Raw genomic sequence first — 17,899 nt, forward strand, 5'->3', positions numbered from 1 at the left:
GCTAAAGCGTGGACATCTTCGGAGAAAAGCGGGAGCTCGGCATGGCCAAAGTCGCATTCATCGGTCTCGGCGTGATGGGGTTCCCCATGGCCGGCCATCTCAAGGCCAAGGGTCATGAGGTCACCGTCTACAACCGCAACCCGACGAAGGCGCAGGAATGGGTCTCCCGCCATGGCGGCCTCTCGGCGCCGACCCCGGCCGATGCCGCGAAGGGCCAGGAGATCGTCTTCTGCTGTGTCGGCAATGACGACGACCTGCGCGCGGTGACGACCGGAGAGAACGGCGCCTTCGCCGGCATGGAGAAGGGCGCAATCTTCGTCGACCACACCACGGCCTCCGCCAATGTCGCCCGCGAACTCTACGAGGCTGCGAAGCAGGGCGGTTTCGGCTTCGTCGATGCGCCGGTCTCCGGTGGGCAGGCTGGCGCCGAGAACGGCGTGCTGACCGTGATGTGCGGCGGCGAACCCGAGACCTATGCCCGGGTCGAGCCGGTGATCGCGAGCTTCGCGCGCATGTGCAAGCTGATGGGCCCGGCCGGCTCCGGTCAGCTCACCAAGATGGTCAACCAGATCTGCATCGCCGGACTGGTGCAGGGCCTGTCGGAAGGCGTCCATTTTGCCAAGCGCGCCGGTCTCGACGTCGAGGCCATGCTGGAGGTGATCTCCAAGGGCGCCGCCGGCTCCTGGCAGATGGAGAACCGCGGCAAGACGATGAACCAGAACAAGTTCGATTTCGGCTTCGCCGTCGACTGGATGCGCAAGGATCTCGGCATCGTCCTCGATGAGGCCCGCCGCAACGGTGCGCAACTACCGGTCACCGCGCTGGTCGACCAGTTCTATGCCGAGGTCCAGAAGATGGGCGGCAAGCGCTGGGATACGTCGAGCCTGATCGCCCGCCTGGAAGGCTGAGACTGCGCCGGGCCACCTTCGCTTCGGGCAGAACCACCCTTGTCATTCCGGGGCGCGCCGCAGGCGCGAACCCGGAACCCACAACTAGGTGAAACATCTCGTGCCCGTTGTCAGCGGCTCACCCGGTCGTGGGTTCCGGGTTCTTCGCTCCGCGAAGCCCCGGAATGACAACGGAGTGCAGCGGCTTCGTTGGGCGGTCGTTCACACGGCCTGAGGCCGTTTCCGCACGAAGCTGACGGCGGCGAGGCCCGTTGCCGTCAGAAGCCAGATCAGCAGGTTCATCGATTGTGGCCAGATCGTCACGAGCCAGCTGATCAGCACGGTCAGCGCCGCGCTGAAGCCGAGCTGGACCGCGCCCAATAGCCCGGCAGCCGAGCCCGCCAGTTCCGGCCGGGCCGAGAGTGCCTCTGCCGTCGCGCCGGGGATCGTCATGCCGTTGCCCATCGCATTCACGGCCAGCGGCAGGAACAGCGCGAGCGGCGACCACCAGGGCGACAACGACAGGATAAGCGCCGCCGCGGTCCCGATGAACGAGATCACGAGGCCGCGCCGCACCATCGTCTGCGTGCCGACACGCACGGCCAGTCGCGACATCGCGAAATTGCCGAGCATGTAGCCGAGCGCGTTGAGGATGAAATACGTGCCGTAGACGTCCGAGCCGCGGCCCATCGTTTCGACGACGATATAGGGCGTCGCCGCGATGAAGACGAAGAAGGCGGAGGAAGCCGACGATCCCGCCACGACGTTCAGCATGAAGTCGCGGTTGCGCACCAGTTCCGGAAAGACGCGGAAAACCCCGAGCAGCGAACTCTGCCGGCCGAGATTGGGCGCGGTCTCCGGCAGGCGCGCGAGGGTGAAGGCAAGCACGGCGACGCCGAACAGCGTCATGAACCAGAAGATCGCGCGCCAGCCGAAAACGGTCTCGATCTGCCCGCCCAGCCAGGGCGCGAGCATCGGCGCCACCACCATGACCATGGTGACGGTGGCGATCTGGCTTGCGGCATGGTCGCGGTCGGCGGTGTCGCGGATGATGGCGCGCGACAGGGCGAAGACGGCACCGCCGCCGGCCCCTTCCAGCACCCGCGCGATCAGCAGGGCGTGGGTCGAGGGAGCGAACGCGCCCAGCACCGAACCCAGCACGAACAAGGCCACGCCGGCATTGACGCAGGGGCGGCGCCCGAAGCGGTCCGACAGCGGCCCGATGATGAGCTGCGTCACGGCGACGGCGACCAGGAACAGCGTCAGCGTGAGCTGGATGGTGGCGTAGTTCGTGGTGAAATGCCGGGCGAGCGCCGGCGTGGCCGGGGCGAGCAGGTTGAGCGCGATCGGCTGCAGCGCCGAGATCGCGACGAGGATCGCGAGTGTCGGCTTGACCGCCGCCGTCACGCCGCCGGCTTTCGGGTCAGCTTGAGGTTGGAATCCGGCCGCACACGCTGGCGATGCATGGTGTAGAGGCCGCTGCCGACGATGAGCGCGACGCCGATGGCGGCGTAGAGATCCGGCACGTCGCCCCAGACGACGTAGCCGAGCACGGTCGCGAAGACGATGATGGCGTAGCGGTATTGCGAGATCACGCCGACATCGGTGCGCCGAAAGGCGCTGATGATGAAGAAGGTGCCGATCGTCACCAGAACGGCGGCGAGAGCGATATAGACGGTTTCCAGCCGCCAGACCGGCAGCCACGCTTCGGTGAGGCCATAGGCGACGGCGACGAGGCCGACGAGAATCGTCGTGGTCAGCGACACCACCGTCGAGGGAACTTCGGCACCGATGGTGCGGGTCGTCAGGTCCCGGCCGGCGACGAGACAGGCGCTGATCACGGCGACGATGGCGGCGGCATTGAAGGATTCGGCACCCGGGCGCACCACGAACAGCACGCCGATGAAGCCGACGGTCAGCGCCATCGCGCGCCGCCAGCCGACGCTCTCGATCCGCAGCAGCACCGCCAGCGCAACGATGAGCAGCGGTGAGGCCATGTTGATCGCGGTGAGGTTGGCGAGCGGCATCAGGCCCAGCGACCAGCCGAAGGTCAGCGCGCTGAAGGCCTCGAGAATGCCCCGCTGCAGCACGCGCGGACGGAACGCAAGGTGCAGCCGGTCGCTTTCCCGCGCCGCGAAAACGAGCGCGAGGCCGACCACGACCGCGAAACCGGTCCTGAGTGCGATCGCCTGTCCGGCCGGATAGATCTCGCGAGCGAGCTTCATGAACACGTCGTTGACGACGAAAAGCGACATCGCGACGAGCATGAAGATGATGCCGCGACGGTTTTCGGCTGCACTGGCCAAGGGATGGATCCTGTTCGGGAGGCTTCAGGCCGGCAGCATGTCCGTATGCGCGGTAATCCAGCCATACAGGGGCCGGCGATGCGGGTCCAATGCGTCTCCGGCAGGGGCGGCGCGCGGCAACGTGGAAGCCTTTGTTAACCAGCCGGGACCATAACCGGACCCGAGCTTGACCTATGGTGAGACTGGGTAGGGGATGCAGGGCAGGATTCGACGCTGGTTAGGCGCCGGAACTCCGGTGGAGGGCGTAGCCGCGGCGGCCTTGCCTGTGGAGGACGTCGCGCCTCGGCAGGCCGGTGCGATCCAGCCTTATGACGTGTCCGCCCACGATGCCGTCGATGATATCGAGCGCGACATCCTGTTCGCGATGGAGCGGCTGACGAAGGAATTGGGCGAGGTCGAGCAGCGTTCGACCGAGTCCGAAAGCGGCTCGCGTGCCATCCTCGAGAATGCCGGCAGCATGCGCAGCGCCGTCGGCGCCGCCAGCGAGAACGCCTCCGCTCTTGCTGCCGCGACCCATCAGGTTTCGCAGGCGGCCGAGCAGGTCGACGGAGCGGTGGGCAGCGTTCGCGACAGGCTTGATGCCGCCTTGTCGCGGGCCGGCGAGGCTGCGGTGATGCTGGATGGCCTGGCCGCCGCGACTGGAGAGATCAAGGGGATCGTCGATTCGATCGCCGAGATCGCGCGCCAGACCAATCTCCTTGCGCTCAACGCGGCGATCGAGGCCGCCCGCGCCGGCGAAGCAGGGCGGGGGTTCGGGGTCGTCGCCCACGAGGTCAAGACCCTCGCCGTGGAGGTCAGCGACGCTGTTGGCCATATCCGCGAGCGTGTCGACCGGCTGACCCGTGCCGCGCAGGGCTCGACCGGTATCGTCAACGACACCTTGGAGATCGTCCGGGGCGTCAATCCGATCATGGCGACGATCGGACGGGCTTCCCAGGAGCAGGTGAATTCGACCGCGGAACTTTCCCGCAACGCGCGGGAAACGGCGCTCTTCGTCGAGGGCGTTGCGCGGCGGGCCGACGAGATCGACCGGGTCGCGCATGAGACGGTGGCCGAGAACGAGCGCGCCCGCCGGGCCACGCAGAAGGGCAGTCGCCTGGTCGGCAACATGCTCAGGCGCTTCAAGCCCGTGCTGCGCCATTCGGCCTTCGCGGACCGGCGCCGCTTCGATCGCTTTCCCACGGCCCGCAGCGCGCATCTTGCGCTCGGCAGTGCCGATCTGTCCGGCCGGCTGGTCGATCTCGGCCGGGGCGGGGCCTTGCTGGCCGGCGCGCATCAAACGCGGTTGCCGATCGGTGGCGCCGGCGTGGTCACGATCGAGGGCTTGCCCCCGCTACCTTGCCGCATGACCGGCACCAGCGAACTCGGCCTGCACCTTGCCTTCGCGGGCGATGCCGCTGCCGGCTGCGGCGAACTGGCGGGCATGATCGAGGAGATCGAGCGCTCCTGGCGTCCGCTGATCGAGCGCGCCCAGGATTTCGCACGCGAGACCGCGGCGGCGATGGAAGACGCCATCGACCGCGGCTTGCTCTCCGAGAGCGACCTGTTCGATCTCCGCTATGTGCCGGTCCCCGAAGTCGAGCCGCGGCAATATCTGAGCCCGAGCCTGCCGGTACTCGAAACGGTCCTGCCGCCCCTGCTCGCCGGTGCGCTCGGCTCGGACAAACGTCTGGTTTTTGCTCTGCCGAGCGATCGCAACGGCTATGTCCCGGTACATCATGCCGCCTGGTCTCAGTCGCCGCGCCCCGGCGATCCCGCCTGGAACGCCGCGTATGCCCGCAATCGCCGGATCGTCGACAGCCGCGCGGGCTTGAGCGCCGGGCGCTCGGTCCGCCCCTTCCTCGTTCAGCTCAGTCGGTACGAGCATGAGGACGGCCGCGCCGAACTGTTGAGCGAGATCAACGCCCCGCTGCGCGTCCGCGGCCGGCACTGGGGTGGTGTGCGGATGGCTTATCGGCTTTGACGAGGCATCTTCGCGCTTGAGGGCCTGACCCGGCTCCGCCTGTCATTCCGCACGCGCTGCGGCGCGCAGTACCGCTGCGCAGATGCGGAACCGTTCTCCGGAAAAGGCGCCTTCTCGTCACGCGGTCCCGTGTCTGCGGAGCATCGCTTCGCGCTGCACCGCGCACGGGATGACAGCGCCTGCCTACAACCGGTCCCAGTTTACGCTGATACTCAGCTTCTGGAACGCCTGTTTCCACAGCGTGGCGGTCTGCTCGAGCCGGGCCGGATCGTAGACGCCCTGGACCTGATGCACGCTCAGCTCCCAGGTCCCTGCGCCCGAATCCTGCCAGACCTTGCCGAGCAGCCGCCGCAGGCGCTCCGGGTCCCGCGCGCCGGTGCCGTTGCCGAAGACGGTGAACTGACCCGAGTTCTGCAGCATGTCGGAGACGAGCAGGAGCTTGCGGTCTCCGCTCGGAACGCGGTTCTCGCGGCGCGAGACGACATCGCCGATCGCCTCGACGATCGGGGACTGATTGCCCTTTCCGGGCTGGGTCAGAACGGTCAAAGCCTCGTCGAGCGGGCGGCCGAATTTCTCGACCCATTTGACGTATTCGCGCCGCGGGTTGCCGATCAGTTCGCTCGCCGTCTTGCCGGGGTTGCAAAGCGAGACCAGCGCAGGAAAACCGGGCTCGAACACGTCGTTGAAGACATAGATCGACAGCATCCTGTCTGTTGGCAATGCGTCGCCGACCTGCTTGACCAATGTCTTGAGGCGCCCGGCCTGTACCTCGCTCCACGGATCGCTCTTGTCGACGAGGATGAGGGTGTGCCCGACGGCCCCGCTCTTCGGGCACAAGCTCTCCTGGTCGCGCGGCGGGCCGCGCAGCAGGGACGGTGCCGCGAAGAAGCCGACAAGGCCAAGCCCGGCGAGCACGGAGGCGACGATCGCCCAGTTCTCGGTCTTCATCTGTCGACCTTTAGCGCGGCATTGCGGCGAAATCCTCCGCCGCCTGCTTCTGGGCCGCCTCGTCCTGCTCGAAAGCCTCGCGCCCGGCCTGCGCGGCCCTGAGCTTCACCTGCTCGATCTCGCCGGCAAGGTCGACGCCGCGCAGCAATACCAGCCGGTCCCTGAGCTTGGCCTCGATCAGAGCCGGCATGCTGGTGAGCTGCTGTTCGAAGTCGTCGATCTGGCGGCGGGCGGCGACATATTCCGGCAGCTCCGCCGGCTGGTCGATCTCGGCCAGGTTGAGCGATTGCGTGAAATAGGCCGGGGGCAGGTCGGTGCGGACCCTGAGATTGGCCTCGCGATATTGCATCATCGCGGCGTCCTTGGCGGCGCGCAGTTGCCCGAGGCGGGAGGTATAGAGGTCGCGCGCCTTCTCGGCTGCCGCCTTCACGCCCTGCAGCCTGCCGAGTTCGTCACGGCAATCCTCGCGGAAGCCGTCGACCTGGGTCCGGATCCCCTCAAGCTCGGGCAGCAATTCGGCATCGAGCCGGCGCCGCTCTTCCTCGACCGCGCTCCAGCGCTGGCGCCAGCGCTTATAGGCGGTGGCATGGCCGGGATAGCTGCCGAAGGCGGTATAGCCCTTGGTCGCCGAGACGAAGGCGACGAGGCAGCCGATGATGACGAGCGCGACCGACTTGATGTCGTAGATCGCGAACGGATTCTCCATCATCCGCGGCATGACCTGGAAGGAGCGCGCATCCGGGTTGGCGATCAGCATCTCGCGGTAGTGCCCGACGGCGAGGTTGAACAGCACGATCAGCCCGATCATTCCGGCATAGGCCGGGAGCGCCCAGAACAGATGCGAGCTCTTCACATGCTGGCAGTAGCGCGCCGGGCCGACGCCCATGAAGAAGCCGAGCGCGATGTTGAGCGCCGAGATGATGACCGCGGTCGCAGCGCCCCCGACCAGGCCGAAATCGCTGGCCTCGGCGAAGAAATTGCCGTTGAGCAGGCTCTCGATCACCAGCGGCACGACCAGGAAGAACAGGATGAATTGCCACTTGTCGAGCTTGGGATCGGCCCGGCGCTTGTTCTCGTAATTGAAGAAGGCGTATTCGCGCTTGGCCCGGAGCGCGTCGTAGACGCGCTGCTCCAATTCACCGCCGTGCTTGCTCAGCATCGCGCGCATCGTCGCCTCGACGCCGCGCACCCGCCCCTCGAAGCGCTGCTGCGTGAACAATTCGCGCCGGCTGGCGACCTCCGCCTGGATGGCATTGAGCCGCTCCGCCGCCTCCTGCCGCAGCGTGGCGAAATGCTCGCGCGCCCGGGCGACCAGCGTCTGCTCGGTCTGCGAGAGCATCGTCGCGTGCGCAGGCGGCTGGTTCTCGACCGCATCGCTCGCGCCGTGATGCCCGGCCTTGACCGACTCGGCCAGATGATGGGCCGTCGGAGCAGGTGTCATCCGCACGGCCCGCAAGGTTGCACCCTCGTCATTCGCCATGAGCGGCTCGCATCAGGAAATGGCGGGCCTCGACGACATCGACCCAGAAATCGCGGAAGCCGGGATAGGCCGGGCGCAGATAGGCGCGCCTGAACCAGATCGTCAGTGCCACGAGCCCGCAGAGGCCGAGCGTCGGCAGGACCGCGCCGGCAAGAGCTGGAATTCCCTCGGCAGACAGATGCGAAGCCATCAGCGCCAGCCCGAGCGCGCTCGCGATCGCCAGCAAGGCGAGGACACAGTGGCGCCCGGTATCATAGGCGAGTTGCAGGGCCGCGGTCATGATGACGATGGCGAAGGCCGCGCAGAGTTCGAGCACGGCAAGCCCCGCAACGACAGACGCGATACCGGCCATGATTCCAGTCGGGGAGGCTGGCGACAGCACGAGGAAGACGCTGCGCGCCGAAGACCAGGCCAGGAACAGGCAGAGCAACAGGGTCGCAAGAAGCAGCATGGCGAGAAGGGGTAGGGGACGCCGCAGACCAGCAGCCATGATGGCGAGCCGCGCCGCGTGGGTCTGCCTCACGGCGTCATCGATCGCGCTCGCGGCCGCTTTCGCCCGGCCGGCCATCGCCTTGAACTGTGACCGCATGCAACTCCACCCGTCGGCCCGGACGGTGACCGCATTCGGCCGAAGGGTCAAGCGAGGGGCGGTCGCTCCGACCGGACTCAGCCGCCGGTGACGCTCATGTGCCGCCCCACTGCGGGGCCGTTGTGGCGGCGGTCGATGATGAAATCGTGGCCCTTCGGCTTGCGCGCGATCGCCTCGTCCATGGCGCGGAAGAGCAGTGCGTCGTCCTGCGAGGCCCGGACCGGCGCGCGCAGGTCGGCTGCATCCTCCTGGCCGAGGCACATATAGAGCGTGCCGGTGCAGGTCAGCCGCACGCGGTTGCAGCTCTCGCAGAAATTATGGGTGAGCGGCGTGATGAAGCCAACGAGCCCGCCGGTCTCCTTGACGCGGACATAGCGAGCCGGTCCGCCGGTGCGGTAGGGATCGTCGACGAGCGTATACTTGTCCATCAGCCGCCCACGCACCACCGAGAGCGGCAGGTACTGGTCGACGCGGCCGACCTCGATCTCGCCCATCGGCATGACCTCGATCAGGGTCAGGTCCATGCCGAGCCCGTGCGACCAGAGCATCAGGTGCTCGATCTCGTCGTCGTTGACGCCCTTGAGCGCGACCGCGTTGATCTTGACCCGCATGCCGGCCTTGCGCGCCGCCTCGACGCCGGCGAGCACCACGTTGAGGTCGCCGCGGCGGGTGATCTCGCGGAACTTGTCGGGGTCGAGCGTGTCGATCGAGACATTGATGCGGCGCACGCCATAGCCGGCGAGCTCGTCGGCATAGCGATGCAGGAGCGAGCCGTTGGTGGTCAGCGTCAATTCGTCGAGCGCGCCCGAGGTGAGATGGCGCGAGAGCGAGCGGAACAGGCTCATGATGTCGCGCCGCACCAGCGGCTCGCCGCCGGTCAGGCGCAATTTGCGGGTGCCGCGCGCGACGAAGGCGCTGGCGATCCGGTCGAGTTCTTCCAGCGTCAGCAGTTCCTTGCGCGGCAGGAACTTCATGTCCTCGGACATGCAATAGACGCAGCGGAAATCGCAGCGATCCGTCACCGAGATGCGCAGGTAGGAAATCTTGCGGCCGAACGGGTCGACCAGGGGCGACCGCGTCAGCGGCTTCATGTCGTCGAGCAGCACGTCTGCCTCATGTTCCCGCTTTGTGGAGCGGCCGGTCCGCGCAGGATGCGGGCGCGCCTTCACATTGCTATAGCATGACATTGGCACTGCGCCCGTGAAGGTCAAGCGCCTGATCATGGTAGCCTGCGAAGGACGAATACCGCCCATGTCATCCTGGCCGACCGAACTGCGCCTCTCGAAGGACCGCCGGACCCTGCATGTCGCCTTCGAGGATGGCGCTCAATTCGCATTGCCGGCCGAGCTCCTGCGGGTCGAAAGCCCCTCCGCCGAGGTCCAGGGCCACCATCCCAGCCAGAAGACCATCGTGCCCGGCAAGGCCGAGGTCGAGATCCTCCGGGTCGAACCGGTCGGCCACTACGCCGTCAGGCTCGGCTTCGACGACATGCACGATACCGGCATCTATGCCTGGGATTATCTGCGCGAGCTTGGCGAGCAGGGCGAGGACAAGATGCGGGTTTATGTCGCGGCCCTGGCCGAGAAGGGGCTGTCGCGCGAGCGGCGGCGGTAGGTGGCCCGAGTTCGCCAACAACGGAATGAAGGTGCGCTGGAGGGATGATATGACGCGTGGGTTAGGGGCCGTGGCGCTGATCGGCATGGCGCTCGCGGCGCCGATCATGAATAGTCACGCCGCCGCGCAGGATACCTTGAATGGCAGGAAGGTTGGAGACGCCTTTCGCAAGATTGCTCCAAACGATACGCTTTCCACTTGTCATAGGGTCGTACCGACAGAAGGCGACATTCTGGTGGAGCGCCGGACATGCGAGGACGCCTGCAATAGAAGCAAGGGCCGTTTCACTTTTGCCAATTGCGTGATCCTGTGAGCCTTCCCGTGCGGGCGTGAACCCAAGATGCGCCGCGTTAAACAAAAAGGCCGACGTTTCCGCCGGCCTTTTTCATCGGAATTTGTCGGTGGCTCAGCGGGCGACGACGACGCGGGTGCCGACCTTGGCGCGCTCGTAGAGATCGATCACGTCGTCGTTCAGCATGCGGATGCAGCCCGAAGAGACCGCCTGGCCGATCGTCTCCGGCTCGTTCGAGCCGTGGATGCGGTAGAGGGTCGAGCCGAGATAGAGCGCGCGGGCGCCCATCGGGTTGTCCGGGCCGCCCGGCATGAAGCGCGGCAGGTCGGGGCGGCGCTTCAGCATCTGGGCCGGCGGCGTCCAGGTCGGCCATTCCTGCTTGCGCGAGATGGTCTGGGTACCAGCCCAGTCGAAGCCGGGGCGGCCGACGCCGACGCCGTAGCGCATCGCCTTGCCATCGGGCATCACGTAATAGAGGCGACGCTCGGTCGAGTTGATCACGATCGTGCCCGGCCTGTGCTTCGTCGGATAGTCGACGATCTCGCGCGGGATGGCTGTGGCCTGTGCCTTGGCCGGGTCCACGTACTGGACCAGCGGCTGGCGGGTCAGAGGGTCGATTTCGGCTCGGGCGGCGGAGCCCAGGGCGAGCAGGCCAAGGCCCGCGAGCAAGGCCGGACGGAGGGAGCGAATCATCGGAGGAACCTCGGGCAGGTCGGGACGGCTGGATCGCGAGAATGACGCAGAAAAGTCAACGTCTCATCAACGTCCTGTCAGCTTCCCCATGACCGTGCAATCGCGCCGCAATCACATCGCCGGGAGCCGCCGAGCTTTGCCGCGATGCGTTGCGCGCATGCAACATCGATGGGTTGCCGTCAGCTCCGCAATACGACGCAGGCACCGCGATCGGACTGGATGCGCCGGCATAACGCGATCGCCTCGGCCCGCGTCGCGGCCGGCAGGCGCACCCGGTAGAACGCACGGGTGCCGCGGCTGCGCAGGCGCGTTCCGATCACCATCGGCGGCAACGCCCCGATGATGGCGCGGTGGCGGGCTCCGGCCCGCTGGAAGGCCGCCAGCGCCCGCGCCTTCGAGAAATTGCCGGCGAGCTGAACGCCCCAGGGCGCGAAGGGCGCTTCCGCGATGGCGGGAAGGGCAGGGCGGGACCGCCGGATCGCGACGAGCGTCGGCGCGCAGCTTGCTTGCGCATCCTTATCACGCGTCGCCGGCGGCATCGGCGGCGAGCGCCCGTCGCCATTGGCGCGGTCGATCGCCTCGTCGGCCCAGTCCTCGGCGGTCCGGCCGGTGATGGCGAACACGTAGTTTTCGGTTTCGCCCGGCAGGAAGCGCGCCTGCCCGGCCTTGCGCGCCGCAAGCCAGCCCGCGACGCGATTGGGCCCGCCGTTATAGGCTGCTGCGGCGAGGCCCCAGTTGCCGAAGCGGTCGCGCAGTTCCGCCAGGAAATGCGCCGCCTTGGGCACCGCCTGCTCGGGATCGAAGGGATCGGCGAGGCCGCGCTCGCGCGCCGTGCCGGGCATGAACTGGGCGACGCCCTGCGCGCCGGCCGGGCTGGTGACACCCGCGCGGAAGCTCGATTCCTGGAAGATCAGGCGGGTCAGGAAGGCGGCGGGCACGCCTTGCGCCTTTGCGGCGTCGTCGATCAGACGGCAGAGCGCATCCTGGATGCCGGACGATGCCGGCAACGGCTCTTCCGCCGCCTGTGCGGGGCAGGACAGCGCGAAGGCGAGCAGCAGGGCTGCAAGCCCGCGCGGCAAGCGGATCGAACGGTGGAAACGGCCCGGCATCATCCGCCCTCTCTGCCATGTTCGGTCGCTTGCGGCCATCTGGCGCGCCTTTCGCGTTGTGACGAGGTGCCGGCCTGTGCGATGAGGACGCCGCGCGGTCGCCGGGTCATCGGGTGGCCGTGCCTCGGTTCGGTGAAGCTCGCAGCGGAAGCCCGGAATGGCGAAGGCCTGGATTCAGTGGTCGCGATGGTTCCTGGGGGCCGCGGTCGTCGGTGCAGGCGTGCTCTTCGCCTTCGTCGCGACGCTCGATCCCTTCGGCATGCGCGTTCATGCCGGGCAGGCGCCGCGGCCGATCATGGATATCAACCAGCGCTTCATGTACCCGCAGCTCGTCCGCTCCGGGCGCTTCGATGCGGCGGTGGTCGGCACCTCGACGATGCGGCTGCTCGATCCGCAGGTCCTGTCGCGCGGCCTCGATGCCCGCTTCGTCAATCTCGCGATGAATGCGGCAACCCCCTGGGAGCAGGTGCAGATGGCGCGGCTCTTCCGGGAGCATGTCCAGGCGCCCAAGCGCCTGATCTGGGGCATCGACACGACCTGGTGCGAGGCGGACGCGACCGATGAGGCCAAGCGCCTGACGCCTCGGCCGGTGCCGGGCTGGCTCTCCCGCGAGGTCGGCTGGAGCGACTGGCCGAAGCTGCTCAACCTGACCAATCTCGAGATCGCCAGCCGGCTGATGGCTTACAAGCTCGGCTGGTCGCGGGAGCGCATCCGCGGCGACGGCTACGAGGTCTTCACGCCGCCGGAGGCGAGCTACGATCTCGCCCGGGCGCGCAGCCATATCTACGCGAGCCATGGCGGTGCGATTGCCGATCTGGCGCCCCTGTCGCCATCGGCCGCCATAGCGCCGGCCGAGAGCGCCGGCTGGCACTTCCCGGCCCTGTCCTGGCTGGAGGAGAGCGTCGCGGCCTTTCCGAAGGCGACGCAGGTCATGCTGGTGCTACCGCCCGCTCATCTTGCGGCCTATCCGCGCCAGGGCTCGGCCGCCTGGCAGCGCTATGTCCGCTGCAAGGCGGATATCGCTGCGCTGGCTCGCCGCCACGGCGCGGTGGTCGTCGACTACGCCCACGCCTCGCCGATCACCGCGCAGGACGCCAATTACTGGGACCCCCTGCATTTCCGGCTGGCGATCGCGGCTCGCTTCGGCGAGGAACTCGCGCAGATCGGGAAGGGCGGCACGGCGCGGGCCGACGGCGCAGCGATCGTACTGCGCTGACCGGGGCGATCGGCAGGCCCCGAGCTGCGGCGTTGAACCGGTTACCGTGCCGCAGCGACTACCTCACGGATGCACAATCCTGTTTTTGACTTTGCCCGCCGGCTCGCGCCGGCGGGCTTTTTGCGTTCGCGGTGGGCGGCCGGTATGGGAGCGTCATGGGTGGCACATGCCGAACGCGGCCGTGCTGCCTTCAGGCGTCCATCAGCACAGGACCGGAACCGATCATGCCGAAGCTCTGCAAGTTCACCTCGCCTGCCGATGGCAAGCCCGTCTACGTCAACCCGGAGCAGGTGGCGGTCGTCTATCAGTTCAAGGGCGAGCCGCCGGATACGATCATCGCCTTCCGGAAGGACTTCGTTCTCGGCGTCAGGGAGAGCGTCGACGAGGTCGTGGCGACCTTGGAGCGGGCCTCGTCGGATAAGGTCGGCTGACGCCAAGGCAGGCCGCGGCTGGACGCCGCCCGCCGATGGATGAGGAAGTTTGGGGCGTCCGGGAAAATGGTGGGCGATACAGGGATCGAACCTGTGACCCCTCCCGTGTGAAGGGAGTGCTCTACCGCTGAGCTAATCGCCCGAACCCGGCCTCTCCTAGTCGGCGCGCCTCATGCCGTCAAGGATGCGCGGGAAGGAGATTTGAGCACGCGGTCGACCGCCCCGGCCAGCTCGTCGAAATGCTGGATGACGAAATCCGGCTCCAGCGTCTCGATCGGCACATCGGTATAGCCGAAGGGCACGCAGATCGTCGGGATGCCGGCGGCGCGCGCGGTCGCGATGTCCGTGCGGGAATCGCCGATCATCACGGCCCGCGCCGGATCGGCCTTGGCTGCCGCGATCGTCAGGGTGAGATGGCGCGGATCCGGCTTGAAATAGGGGAAGCTGTCGCGCCCGGCGACCGCAGCGAAGCGCCCGGAAATGCCGAAATGATCGAGGATCAGCCGTGTGTGCAGGATCGGCTTGTTCGTGCAGACCGCGAGCGCATAACCGTCGGCGGCGAGCGCATCGAGCGCTTCGAGAACACCGTCGAAGAGATGGCTGTTCGCCGCGGTATCTTCGGCATAGATCGTCAGGAAGTCCTCGAAAAGCCGCTCCAGCGTTTCGGCATCGAGCGGCCGGCCCGAAACCTTGAAACCGCGTTCGATCAGGGCGCGGGCGCCCGCGCCGACCAGCTCGCGCGCCCGCTCCAGCGGCAGCGCCGCGAGGCCTTCGCGCACCAGGATCACGTTGAGGACCCGCATGATGTCAGGCGCCGTCTCGGCAAGGGTTCCGTCGAGATCGAAGACGACGATGGGAGGCAGGCTCATGGTCGGGACTTTCGAGGCGGTGCGAGCGGGAAGAGCCCCGGTTAAAGGTCTTCGGCGCCGGGCTGGCAAGTCCCGTGATGACGCCTCCCCAAATTTGCCGCACGGGATGGTATCGTTGCCGCGATTCGTCGCGCGGCCGGCGACAGGGAAGATTGTCATGTCGAAGATTACGGGAATCGCAGGCGCGGTGCTGGGGATGGCGGGCACGCTGCTGGGCGCGGCGCCGGCCTGGGCCGGCCCTTTCGAGTTCGCGCCCGCGCCGCAGAACGACCTCAACCGCGTCTACCGGATCGACAAGGCGACCGGCGAGGTCGGCGCCTGCCAGTTCCAGCTCAAGGAGGGTGGGGTCGGCCTGACGGTCTGCTTTCCCTCGGGCGAGGGAGCAGGCCCGCAGGCGCCCAGCGATTACGGTTTGATGCCGTCGCGCCATGAGAAGGAGGGCGGCATCTTCCGTGTCAACATCCGCACCGGCGAGATGAGCATCTGCTACGTCTTCGACGACAAGACGGTGTGTACGCCTCAGACGAAATGAGGACGGGAACCCTCCGCGCGCTGGACTCGGGCGCAGGGGCGGGGCAGGAGAGCGCCGTCGTCCGCCAAGGCTGCTAGGATGGGGCGGCCGACGTTTTCCACAAGCTGAGCCGGACGAAGCTGATGACTGCCGACGATCTGAAGAAGCTGGCTGCCGCCCGCGCGCTCGAGCTGGTTCGGCCGGGTATGCGCCTTGGCCTCGGCACCGGCTCCACGGCGAAGCATTTCGTCGATCTGCTTGGCCTGCGTGTCGCGGCGGGCTTCGAGGTCCTCTGCGTCTCGACCTCCGAGGCGACGCAGGCCCAGGCGGTCGCGCTGGGCATTCCGATGTCGACGCTCGACGAGACGCCGGAACTGGATCTTACCATCGACGGGGCCGACGAGGTCGATCCCCAGCTGCGCCTGATCAAGGGCGGCGGCGCGGCGCTGCTGCGCGAGAAGATCGTCGCGGCGGCTTCCGCCCGCATGATCGTGATCGCCGATGACGGCAAGCTGGTGCAGACGCTCGGCCGCTTCCCGCTGCCGATCGAGGTCGTGCCCTTCGGGCTCGAGGCGACGCGCCGGGCCGTGGCCGCGGCCATCGCCGCCTCTGGCTCGGCAGGCCGGCTCTCGCTGCGCCAGCGGGCGGACGGCACGGCGCTCGTCACCGATGGTGGCCACTATATCCTCGACGCCCATCTCGGCACGATCGAGCGCCCTGAGTTGCTTGCACAATCGCTGAATATCGTGCCCGGCGTCGTCGAACACGGCCTGTTCATCGGGTTGGCCTCGGGTGCCATCCTGGCTGGCGCCGATGGGCTCAGGCTGCTCGGCAAGATCGAATGATTCCATTCCGGCGCAAGACACGCTAAGGAACGCGCCACAATGACCGATTCATCGGTGTCGGAGGCGCAATCGCGCGCTCCCGCGGTGGCTCGCTGATAAAGGGGTTTCAACGCATGATCCGTCGTTCTCTCGCTCGGGCTGCCCTTGGTCTGGCGCTCATCTGCGCAGCGCCCGCCTTCGCCCAGGCGCCGGCGCTGACGCCGAGCCATCTGCAGGTGGCGCGCGAGGTCGCGGACGTGACCGGCGTCACGGCCGGCATCACGAACATCTACAGCGAGTTCGAGAACAGCGTGCAGGGCATCCTCGCGACCCGGCCAGAGATGAAGAAGGACGCCGACGCGGTCGTCGCCGCCCTGAAGCCGGAAGCCGACAAGCGCGCGGACGAGATGACCAAGACCGCGGCCGAGGTCTTCGCCCGGAAGATGACCGAGGCGGATCTCAAGGAGGTCGCGGCCTTCTTCAAGTCCCCGGTCGGCCAGCGCTACAATGCGCTGCGGCGCGAGGCGATGGACGATCTGCTGCTCGTCCTGCAGCCCTGGACCGTGCAGACCAGCCAGTATCTGTTCGACCGCTTCTCGCAGGAGATGCGCAAGCGCGGCCACTCGCTGTGATGCGGCGCGCGTAACGGCGCTTCAGAATATCAAAGGCCGGCGAGCGATCGCTGGCCTTTTTTCTGGCGGGCGATCAGTTCACGGGACCGCGACCGCCGATATCCTCCATCAGCGGGTCGCTGACCGTGGTGCCGGTCCTGCGGTTGACGATGACCGTGACCACCCAGAGCAGCACGCCGATGCCGATCAGCGCGCCGGCGATCGTGTACTGAACCGAGGCGCGCCCGGTCCAGGGGCCGGCCAGGAAGGCGCAGGAGATCGCGCCGATGATCGGCAGGAAGGTCGGCGTGCGGAAATGGTCGTGCTCGACCGTGTCCTTGCGCAGCACCAGCACGGCGACATTGACCACGGTGAAGACGCAGAGCAGCAGCAGCGCCGTCGTGCCGCCCAGCGCCGGCACCTCGCCGACGAAGGTGATCAGTGCGAAGGCGAGCAGGCTGGTGAAGCCGATTGCGACATAGGGCGTGCGCCGCGTCGCATGAACCTTGCCGAGGATGGGCGGCAGCACATGCTCGCGGCTCATGCCATAGACCAGCCGGCTCGCCATCAGCATGTTGATCAGCGCGCTGTTGGCGACGGCGAACATGGTGATGAAGCCGAAGATCCAGATCGGGAAGTTCGGCGCGCCGGCCTGCACCACTTTGAGCAATGGCGTCTCGCCTTCGCCGAGCTGCTCGGGCGGGACGAGCGTGATCGACGAGATCGAGACCAGCACATAGATCACGCCGGTGATGAAGAGGCCGGCGAGCAGGATTTTGGGGAAGATGCGGCTCGGGTCCTTGGTTTCCTCGGCCATGTTGACCGAGTCCTCGAAGCCGACCATCGCGAAGAAGGCGAGGGTGGTTGCAGCGATCACCGGCCAGAACACCCCTCCATCAGCCGTGGTCTTGAACTGCATGACGCGCGAGACGTCGCCTTGTCCGGCGGCGATCGCCATCATGCCGATGGTGATGATGATCAGCAGGCCGGTGAGCTCGACGCAGGTCAGCACGACATTGGCCTTCACGCTCTCGCCGACGCCGCGCAGGTTCACGATCGCGACGATCGCCATGAAGCCCAGCCCGATCAGCGTGATGCCGATGCCGCCGGAGAGCCCCAGCCCGAAGGCGTTGGACATGTTCGCCGCGAAGGCGCGCGAGGCGGTCGAGGCCGAGGTGATGCCGGAGCACATCACCGCGAAGGCGACGATGAAGGTGACGAAATGGATGCCGAAGGCCTTGTGCGTATAGAGCGCGGCGCCGGCGGCCTGCGGATATTTCGTGACGAGTTCGAGATAGCTGAACGCCGTCACCATCGCGACGGCGAAGGCGACGAGGAAGGGCAGCCAGACGACGCCGCCGACCTGGTTGGCGACCTGGCCGGTCAGCGCATAGATGCCCGTTCCCAGGATGTCGCCGACGATGAAGAGCAGCAGCAGCCATGGCCCCATGACACGGTGCAGGCTGGGTTCTGCGGCGGCTGGCTGACCGGTGCCGGCCTGCGCGCCAAGCGTGGTGTCGCTCATCGATAGTCTCCCTCTGCCGCGGCATCGGCGC

The 17,899-nt window shown here is 67.3% G+C and carries 19 protein-coding genes and 1 tRNA gene; 9 read left to right on the forward strand and 11 right to left on the reverse strand.

Annotated elements, in window-relative coordinates; translation table 11 throughout:
* The first annotated feature begins 41 nt into the window (after positions 1 to 41).
* Complete coding sequence (locus ACWIEX_RS06660) at positions 42 to 908, forward strand: NAD(P)-dependent oxidoreductase (RefSeq protein ID WP_454032305.1); 867 nt, start codon at positions 42 to 44, stop codon at positions 906 to 908.
* A gap of 201 nt (positions 909 to 1,109) precedes the next feature.
* Here the strand turns inward: ACWIEX_RS06660 and ACWIEX_RS06665 are convergent, their stop codons facing one another.
* A complete protein-coding gene (locus tag ACWIEX_RS06665) occupies positions 1,110 to 2,294 on the reverse strand; it encodes a multidrug effflux MFS transporter (protein ID WP_454032306.1) in 1,185 nt (394 codons plus the stop codon).
* On the reverse strand, positions 2,291 to 3,193 hold the full coding sequence (locus tag ACWIEX_RS06670; RefSeq protein WP_454032307.1) for a DMT family transporter: 903 nt from the start codon (positions 3,191 to 3,193) through the stop codon (positions 2,291 to 2,293). The genes ACWIEX_RS06665 and ACWIEX_RS06670 overlap by 4 nt, the downstream gene beginning before the upstream one ends.
* Positions 3,194 to 3,428: 235 nt before the next feature.
* On the opposite strand from ACWIEX_RS06670, the gene ACWIEX_RS06675 reads away from it, so the two are divergent.
* Positions 3,429 to 5,156, forward strand: a complete 1,728-nt coding sequence (locus ACWIEX_RS06675; protein ID WP_454032308.1) for a methyl-accepting chemotaxis protein — start codon at positions 3,429 to 3,431, stop codon at positions 5,154 to 5,156.
* Positions 5,157 to 5,339: 183 nt separating this feature from the next.
* Here the strand turns inward: ACWIEX_RS06675 and ACWIEX_RS06680 are convergent, their stop codons facing one another.
* From ACWIEX_RS06680 to moaA, 4 genes are all read right to left on the reverse strand, one after another.
* A complete protein-coding gene (locus ACWIEX_RS06680; protein WP_454032309.1) occupies positions 5,340 to 6,104 on the reverse strand; it encodes a hypothetical protein in 765 nt (254 codons plus the stop codon).
* A gap of 10 nt (positions 6,105 to 6,114) precedes the next feature.
* Positions 6,115 to 7,584 carry a hypothetical protein gene (locus ACWIEX_RS06685; RefSeq protein ID WP_454032310.1) on the reverse strand — a complete coding sequence of 490 codons (1,470 nt, stop codon included), beginning with the start codon at positions 7,582 to 7,584 and terminating at the stop codon, positions 6,115 to 6,117.
* Positions 7,574 to 8,173 carry a hypothetical protein gene (locus tag ACWIEX_RS06690; protein ID WP_454032311.1) on the reverse strand — a complete coding sequence of 200 codons (600 nt, stop codon included), beginning with the start codon at positions 8,171 to 8,173 and terminating at the stop codon, positions 7,574 to 7,576. The genes ACWIEX_RS06685 and ACWIEX_RS06690 overlap by 11 nt, the downstream gene beginning before the upstream one ends.
* Positions 8,174 to 8,250: 77 nt before the next feature.
* Positions 8,251 to 9,264, reverse strand: a complete 1,014-nt coding sequence (gene moaA, locus ACWIEX_RS06695; RefSeq protein WP_454033474.1) for a GTP 3',8-cyclase MoaA — start codon at positions 9,262 to 9,264, stop codon at positions 8,251 to 8,253.
* 160 nt (positions 9,265 to 9,424) lie between these two features.
* Here moaA and ACWIEX_RS06700 point away from each other — a divergent pair, with 160 nt between their 5' ends.
* Both ACWIEX_RS06700 and ACWIEX_RS06705 read left to right on the forward strand, forming a co-directional pair.
* Positions 9,425 to 9,787: a gamma-butyrobetaine hydroxylase family protein gene (locus ACWIEX_RS06700; protein ID WP_454032312.1), complete on the forward strand. Its 363-nt coding sequence runs from the start codon at positions 9,425 to 9,427 to the stop codon at positions 9,785 to 9,787.
* Positions 9,788 to 9,857: 70 nt separating this feature from the next.
* Positions 9,858 to 10,100, forward strand: coding sequence for a hypothetical protein (locus ACWIEX_RS06705; protein ID WP_454032313.1), 243 nt, complete (start codon positions 9,858 to 9,860; stop codon positions 10,098 to 10,100).
* A gap of 93 nt (positions 10,101 to 10,193) precedes the next feature.
* Here ACWIEX_RS06705 and ACWIEX_RS06710 read toward each other — a convergent pair whose 3' ends face one another.
* On the reverse strand, positions 10,194 to 10,772 hold the full coding sequence (locus tag ACWIEX_RS06710) for a L,D-transpeptidase (protein ID WP_454032314.1): 579 nt from the start codon (positions 10,770 to 10,772) through the stop codon (positions 10,194 to 10,196).
* Positions 10,773 to 10,951: 179 nt separating this feature from the next.
* Entirely contained in the window at positions 10,952 to 11,884 is a 933-nt protein-coding gene (locus tag ACWIEX_RS06715; RefSeq protein WP_454032315.1) for a lytic transglycosylase domain-containing protein, read from the reverse strand.
* Positions 11,885 to 12,038: 154 nt separating this feature from the next.
* Here ACWIEX_RS06715 and ACWIEX_RS06720 point away from each other — a divergent pair, with 154 nt between their 5' ends.
* Together ACWIEX_RS06720 and ACWIEX_RS06725 are read left to right on the forward strand one after the other, a co-directional pair.
* On the forward strand, positions 12,039 to 13,097 hold the full coding sequence (locus ACWIEX_RS06720; protein WP_454032316.1) for a hypothetical protein: 1,059 nt from the start codon (positions 12,039 to 12,041) through the stop codon (positions 13,095 to 13,097).
* A gap of 224 nt (positions 13,098 to 13,321) precedes the next feature.
* Entirely contained in the window at positions 13,322 to 13,528 is a 207-nt protein-coding gene (locus ACWIEX_RS06725) for a hypothetical protein (protein WP_454032317.1), read from the forward strand.
* 67 nt (positions 13,529 to 13,595) lie between these two features.
* Here the strand turns inward: ACWIEX_RS06725 and ACWIEX_RS06730 are convergent.
* Both ACWIEX_RS06730 and gph read right to left on the reverse strand, forming a co-directional pair.
* Positions 13,596 to 13,670 (reverse strand) — tRNA-Val (locus ACWIEX_RS06730).
* 28 nt (positions 13,671 to 13,698) lie between these two features.
* On the reverse strand, positions 13,699 to 14,397 hold the full coding sequence (gene gph, locus ACWIEX_RS06735) for a phosphoglycolate phosphatase (protein WP_454032318.1): 699 nt from the start codon (positions 14,395 to 14,397) through the stop codon (positions 13,699 to 13,701).
* Positions 14,398 to 14,554: 157 nt separating this feature from the next.
* On the opposite strand from gph, the gene ACWIEX_RS06740 reads away from it, so the two are divergent.
* The 3 genes from ACWIEX_RS06740 to ACWIEX_RS06750 all read left to right on the forward strand — a co-directional run bounded on the left by ACWIEX_RS06740 (position 14,555) and on the right by ACWIEX_RS06750 (position 16,364).
* Positions 14,555 to 14,929, forward strand: coding sequence for a hypothetical protein (locus ACWIEX_RS06740; RefSeq protein WP_142115148.1), 375 nt, complete (start codon positions 14,555 to 14,557; stop codon positions 14,927 to 14,929).
* A 122-nt stretch (positions 14,930 to 15,051) separates the two neighbouring features.
* Complete coding sequence (gene rpiA / locus ACWIEX_RS06745; protein ID WP_454032319.1) at positions 15,052 to 15,753, forward strand: ribose-5-phosphate isomerase RpiA; 702 nt, start codon at positions 15,052 to 15,054, stop codon at positions 15,751 to 15,753.
* A gap of 113 nt (positions 15,754 to 15,866) precedes the next feature.
* Positions 15,867 to 16,364 carry a DUF2059 domain-containing protein gene (locus tag ACWIEX_RS06750; RefSeq protein ID WP_454032320.1) on the forward strand — a complete coding sequence of 166 codons (498 nt, stop codon included), beginning with the start codon at positions 15,867 to 15,869 and terminating at the stop codon, positions 16,362 to 16,364.
* Between the two features lie 73 nt (positions 16,365 to 16,437).
* Here ACWIEX_RS06750 and ACWIEX_RS06755 read toward each other — a convergent pair whose 3' ends face one another.
* Positions 16,438 to 17,868, reverse strand: coding sequence for an APC family permease (locus ACWIEX_RS06755; RefSeq protein WP_454032321.1), 1,431 nt, complete (start codon positions 17,866 to 17,868; stop codon positions 16,438 to 16,440).
* Positions 17,869 to 17,899 lie beyond the last annotated feature (31 nt).

The sequence above is a fragment of the Allobosea sp. NPDC055353 genome, from assembly GCF_053644975.1.

Bases quoted from the DNA above. Each gene is read 5' to 3' on its own strand.
- ACWIEX_RS06690 (WP_454032311.1), bottom strand. From the start codon at position 8,173: ATGCGGTCACAGTTCAAGGCGATGGCCGGCCGGGCGAAAGCGGCCGCG.
- ACWIEX_RS06755 (WP_454032321.1), bottom strand. From the start codon at position 17,868: ATGAGCGACACCACGCTTGGCGCGCAGGCCGGCACCGGTCAGCCAGCC.
- ACWIEX_RS06750 (WP_454032320.1), top strand. From the start codon at position 15,867: ATGATCCGTCGTTCTCTCGCTCGGGCTGCCCTTGGTCTGGCGCTCATC.
- ACWIEX_RS06740 (WP_142115148.1), top strand. From the start codon at position 14,555: ATGTCGAAGATTACGGGAATCGCAGGCGCGGTGCTGGGGATGGCGGGC.
- ACWIEX_RS06710 (WP_454032314.1), bottom strand. From the start codon at position 10,772: ATGATTCGCTCCCTCCGTCCGGCCTTGCTCGCGGGCCTTGGCCTGCTC.
- moaA (WP_454033474.1), bottom strand. From the start codon at position 9,264: ATGAAGCCGCTGACGCGGTCGCCCCTGGTCGACCCGTTCGGCCGCAAG.
- ACWIEX_RS06725 (WP_454032317.1), top strand. From the start codon at position 13,322: ATGCCGAAGCTCTGCAAGTTCACCTCGCCTGCCGATGGCAAGCCCGTC.
- ACWIEX_RS06685 (WP_454032310.1), bottom strand. From the start codon at position 7,584: ATGGCGAATGACGAGGGTGCAACCTTGCGGGCCGTGCGGATGACACCT.
- ACWIEX_RS06680 (WP_454032309.1), bottom strand. From the start codon at position 6,104: ATGAAGACCGAGAACTGGGCGATCGTCGCCTCCGTGCTCGCCGGGCTT.
- rpiA (WP_454032319.1), top strand. From the start codon at position 15,052: ATGACTGCCGACGATCTGAAGAAGCTGGCTGCCGCCCGCGCGCTCGAG.
- ACWIEX_RS06700 (WP_454032312.1), top strand. From the start codon at position 9,425: ATGTCATCCTGGCCGACCGAACTGCGCCTCTCGAAGGACCGCCGGACC.
- ACWIEX_RS06720 (WP_454032316.1), top strand. From the start codon at position 12,039: ATGGCGAAGGCCTGGATTCAGTGGTCGCGATGGTTCCTGGGGGCCGCG.
- ACWIEX_RS06660 (WP_454032305.1), top strand. From the start codon at position 42: ATGGCCAAAGTCGCATTCATCGGTCTCGGCGTGATGGGGTTCCCCATG.
- gph (WP_454032318.1), bottom strand. From the start codon at position 14,397: ATGAGCCTGCCTCCCATCGTCGTCTTCGATCTCGACGGAACCCTTGCC.
- ACWIEX_RS06715 (WP_454032315.1), bottom strand. From the start codon at position 11,884: ATGATGCCGGGCCGTTTCCACCGTTCGATCCGCTTGCCGCGCGGGCTT.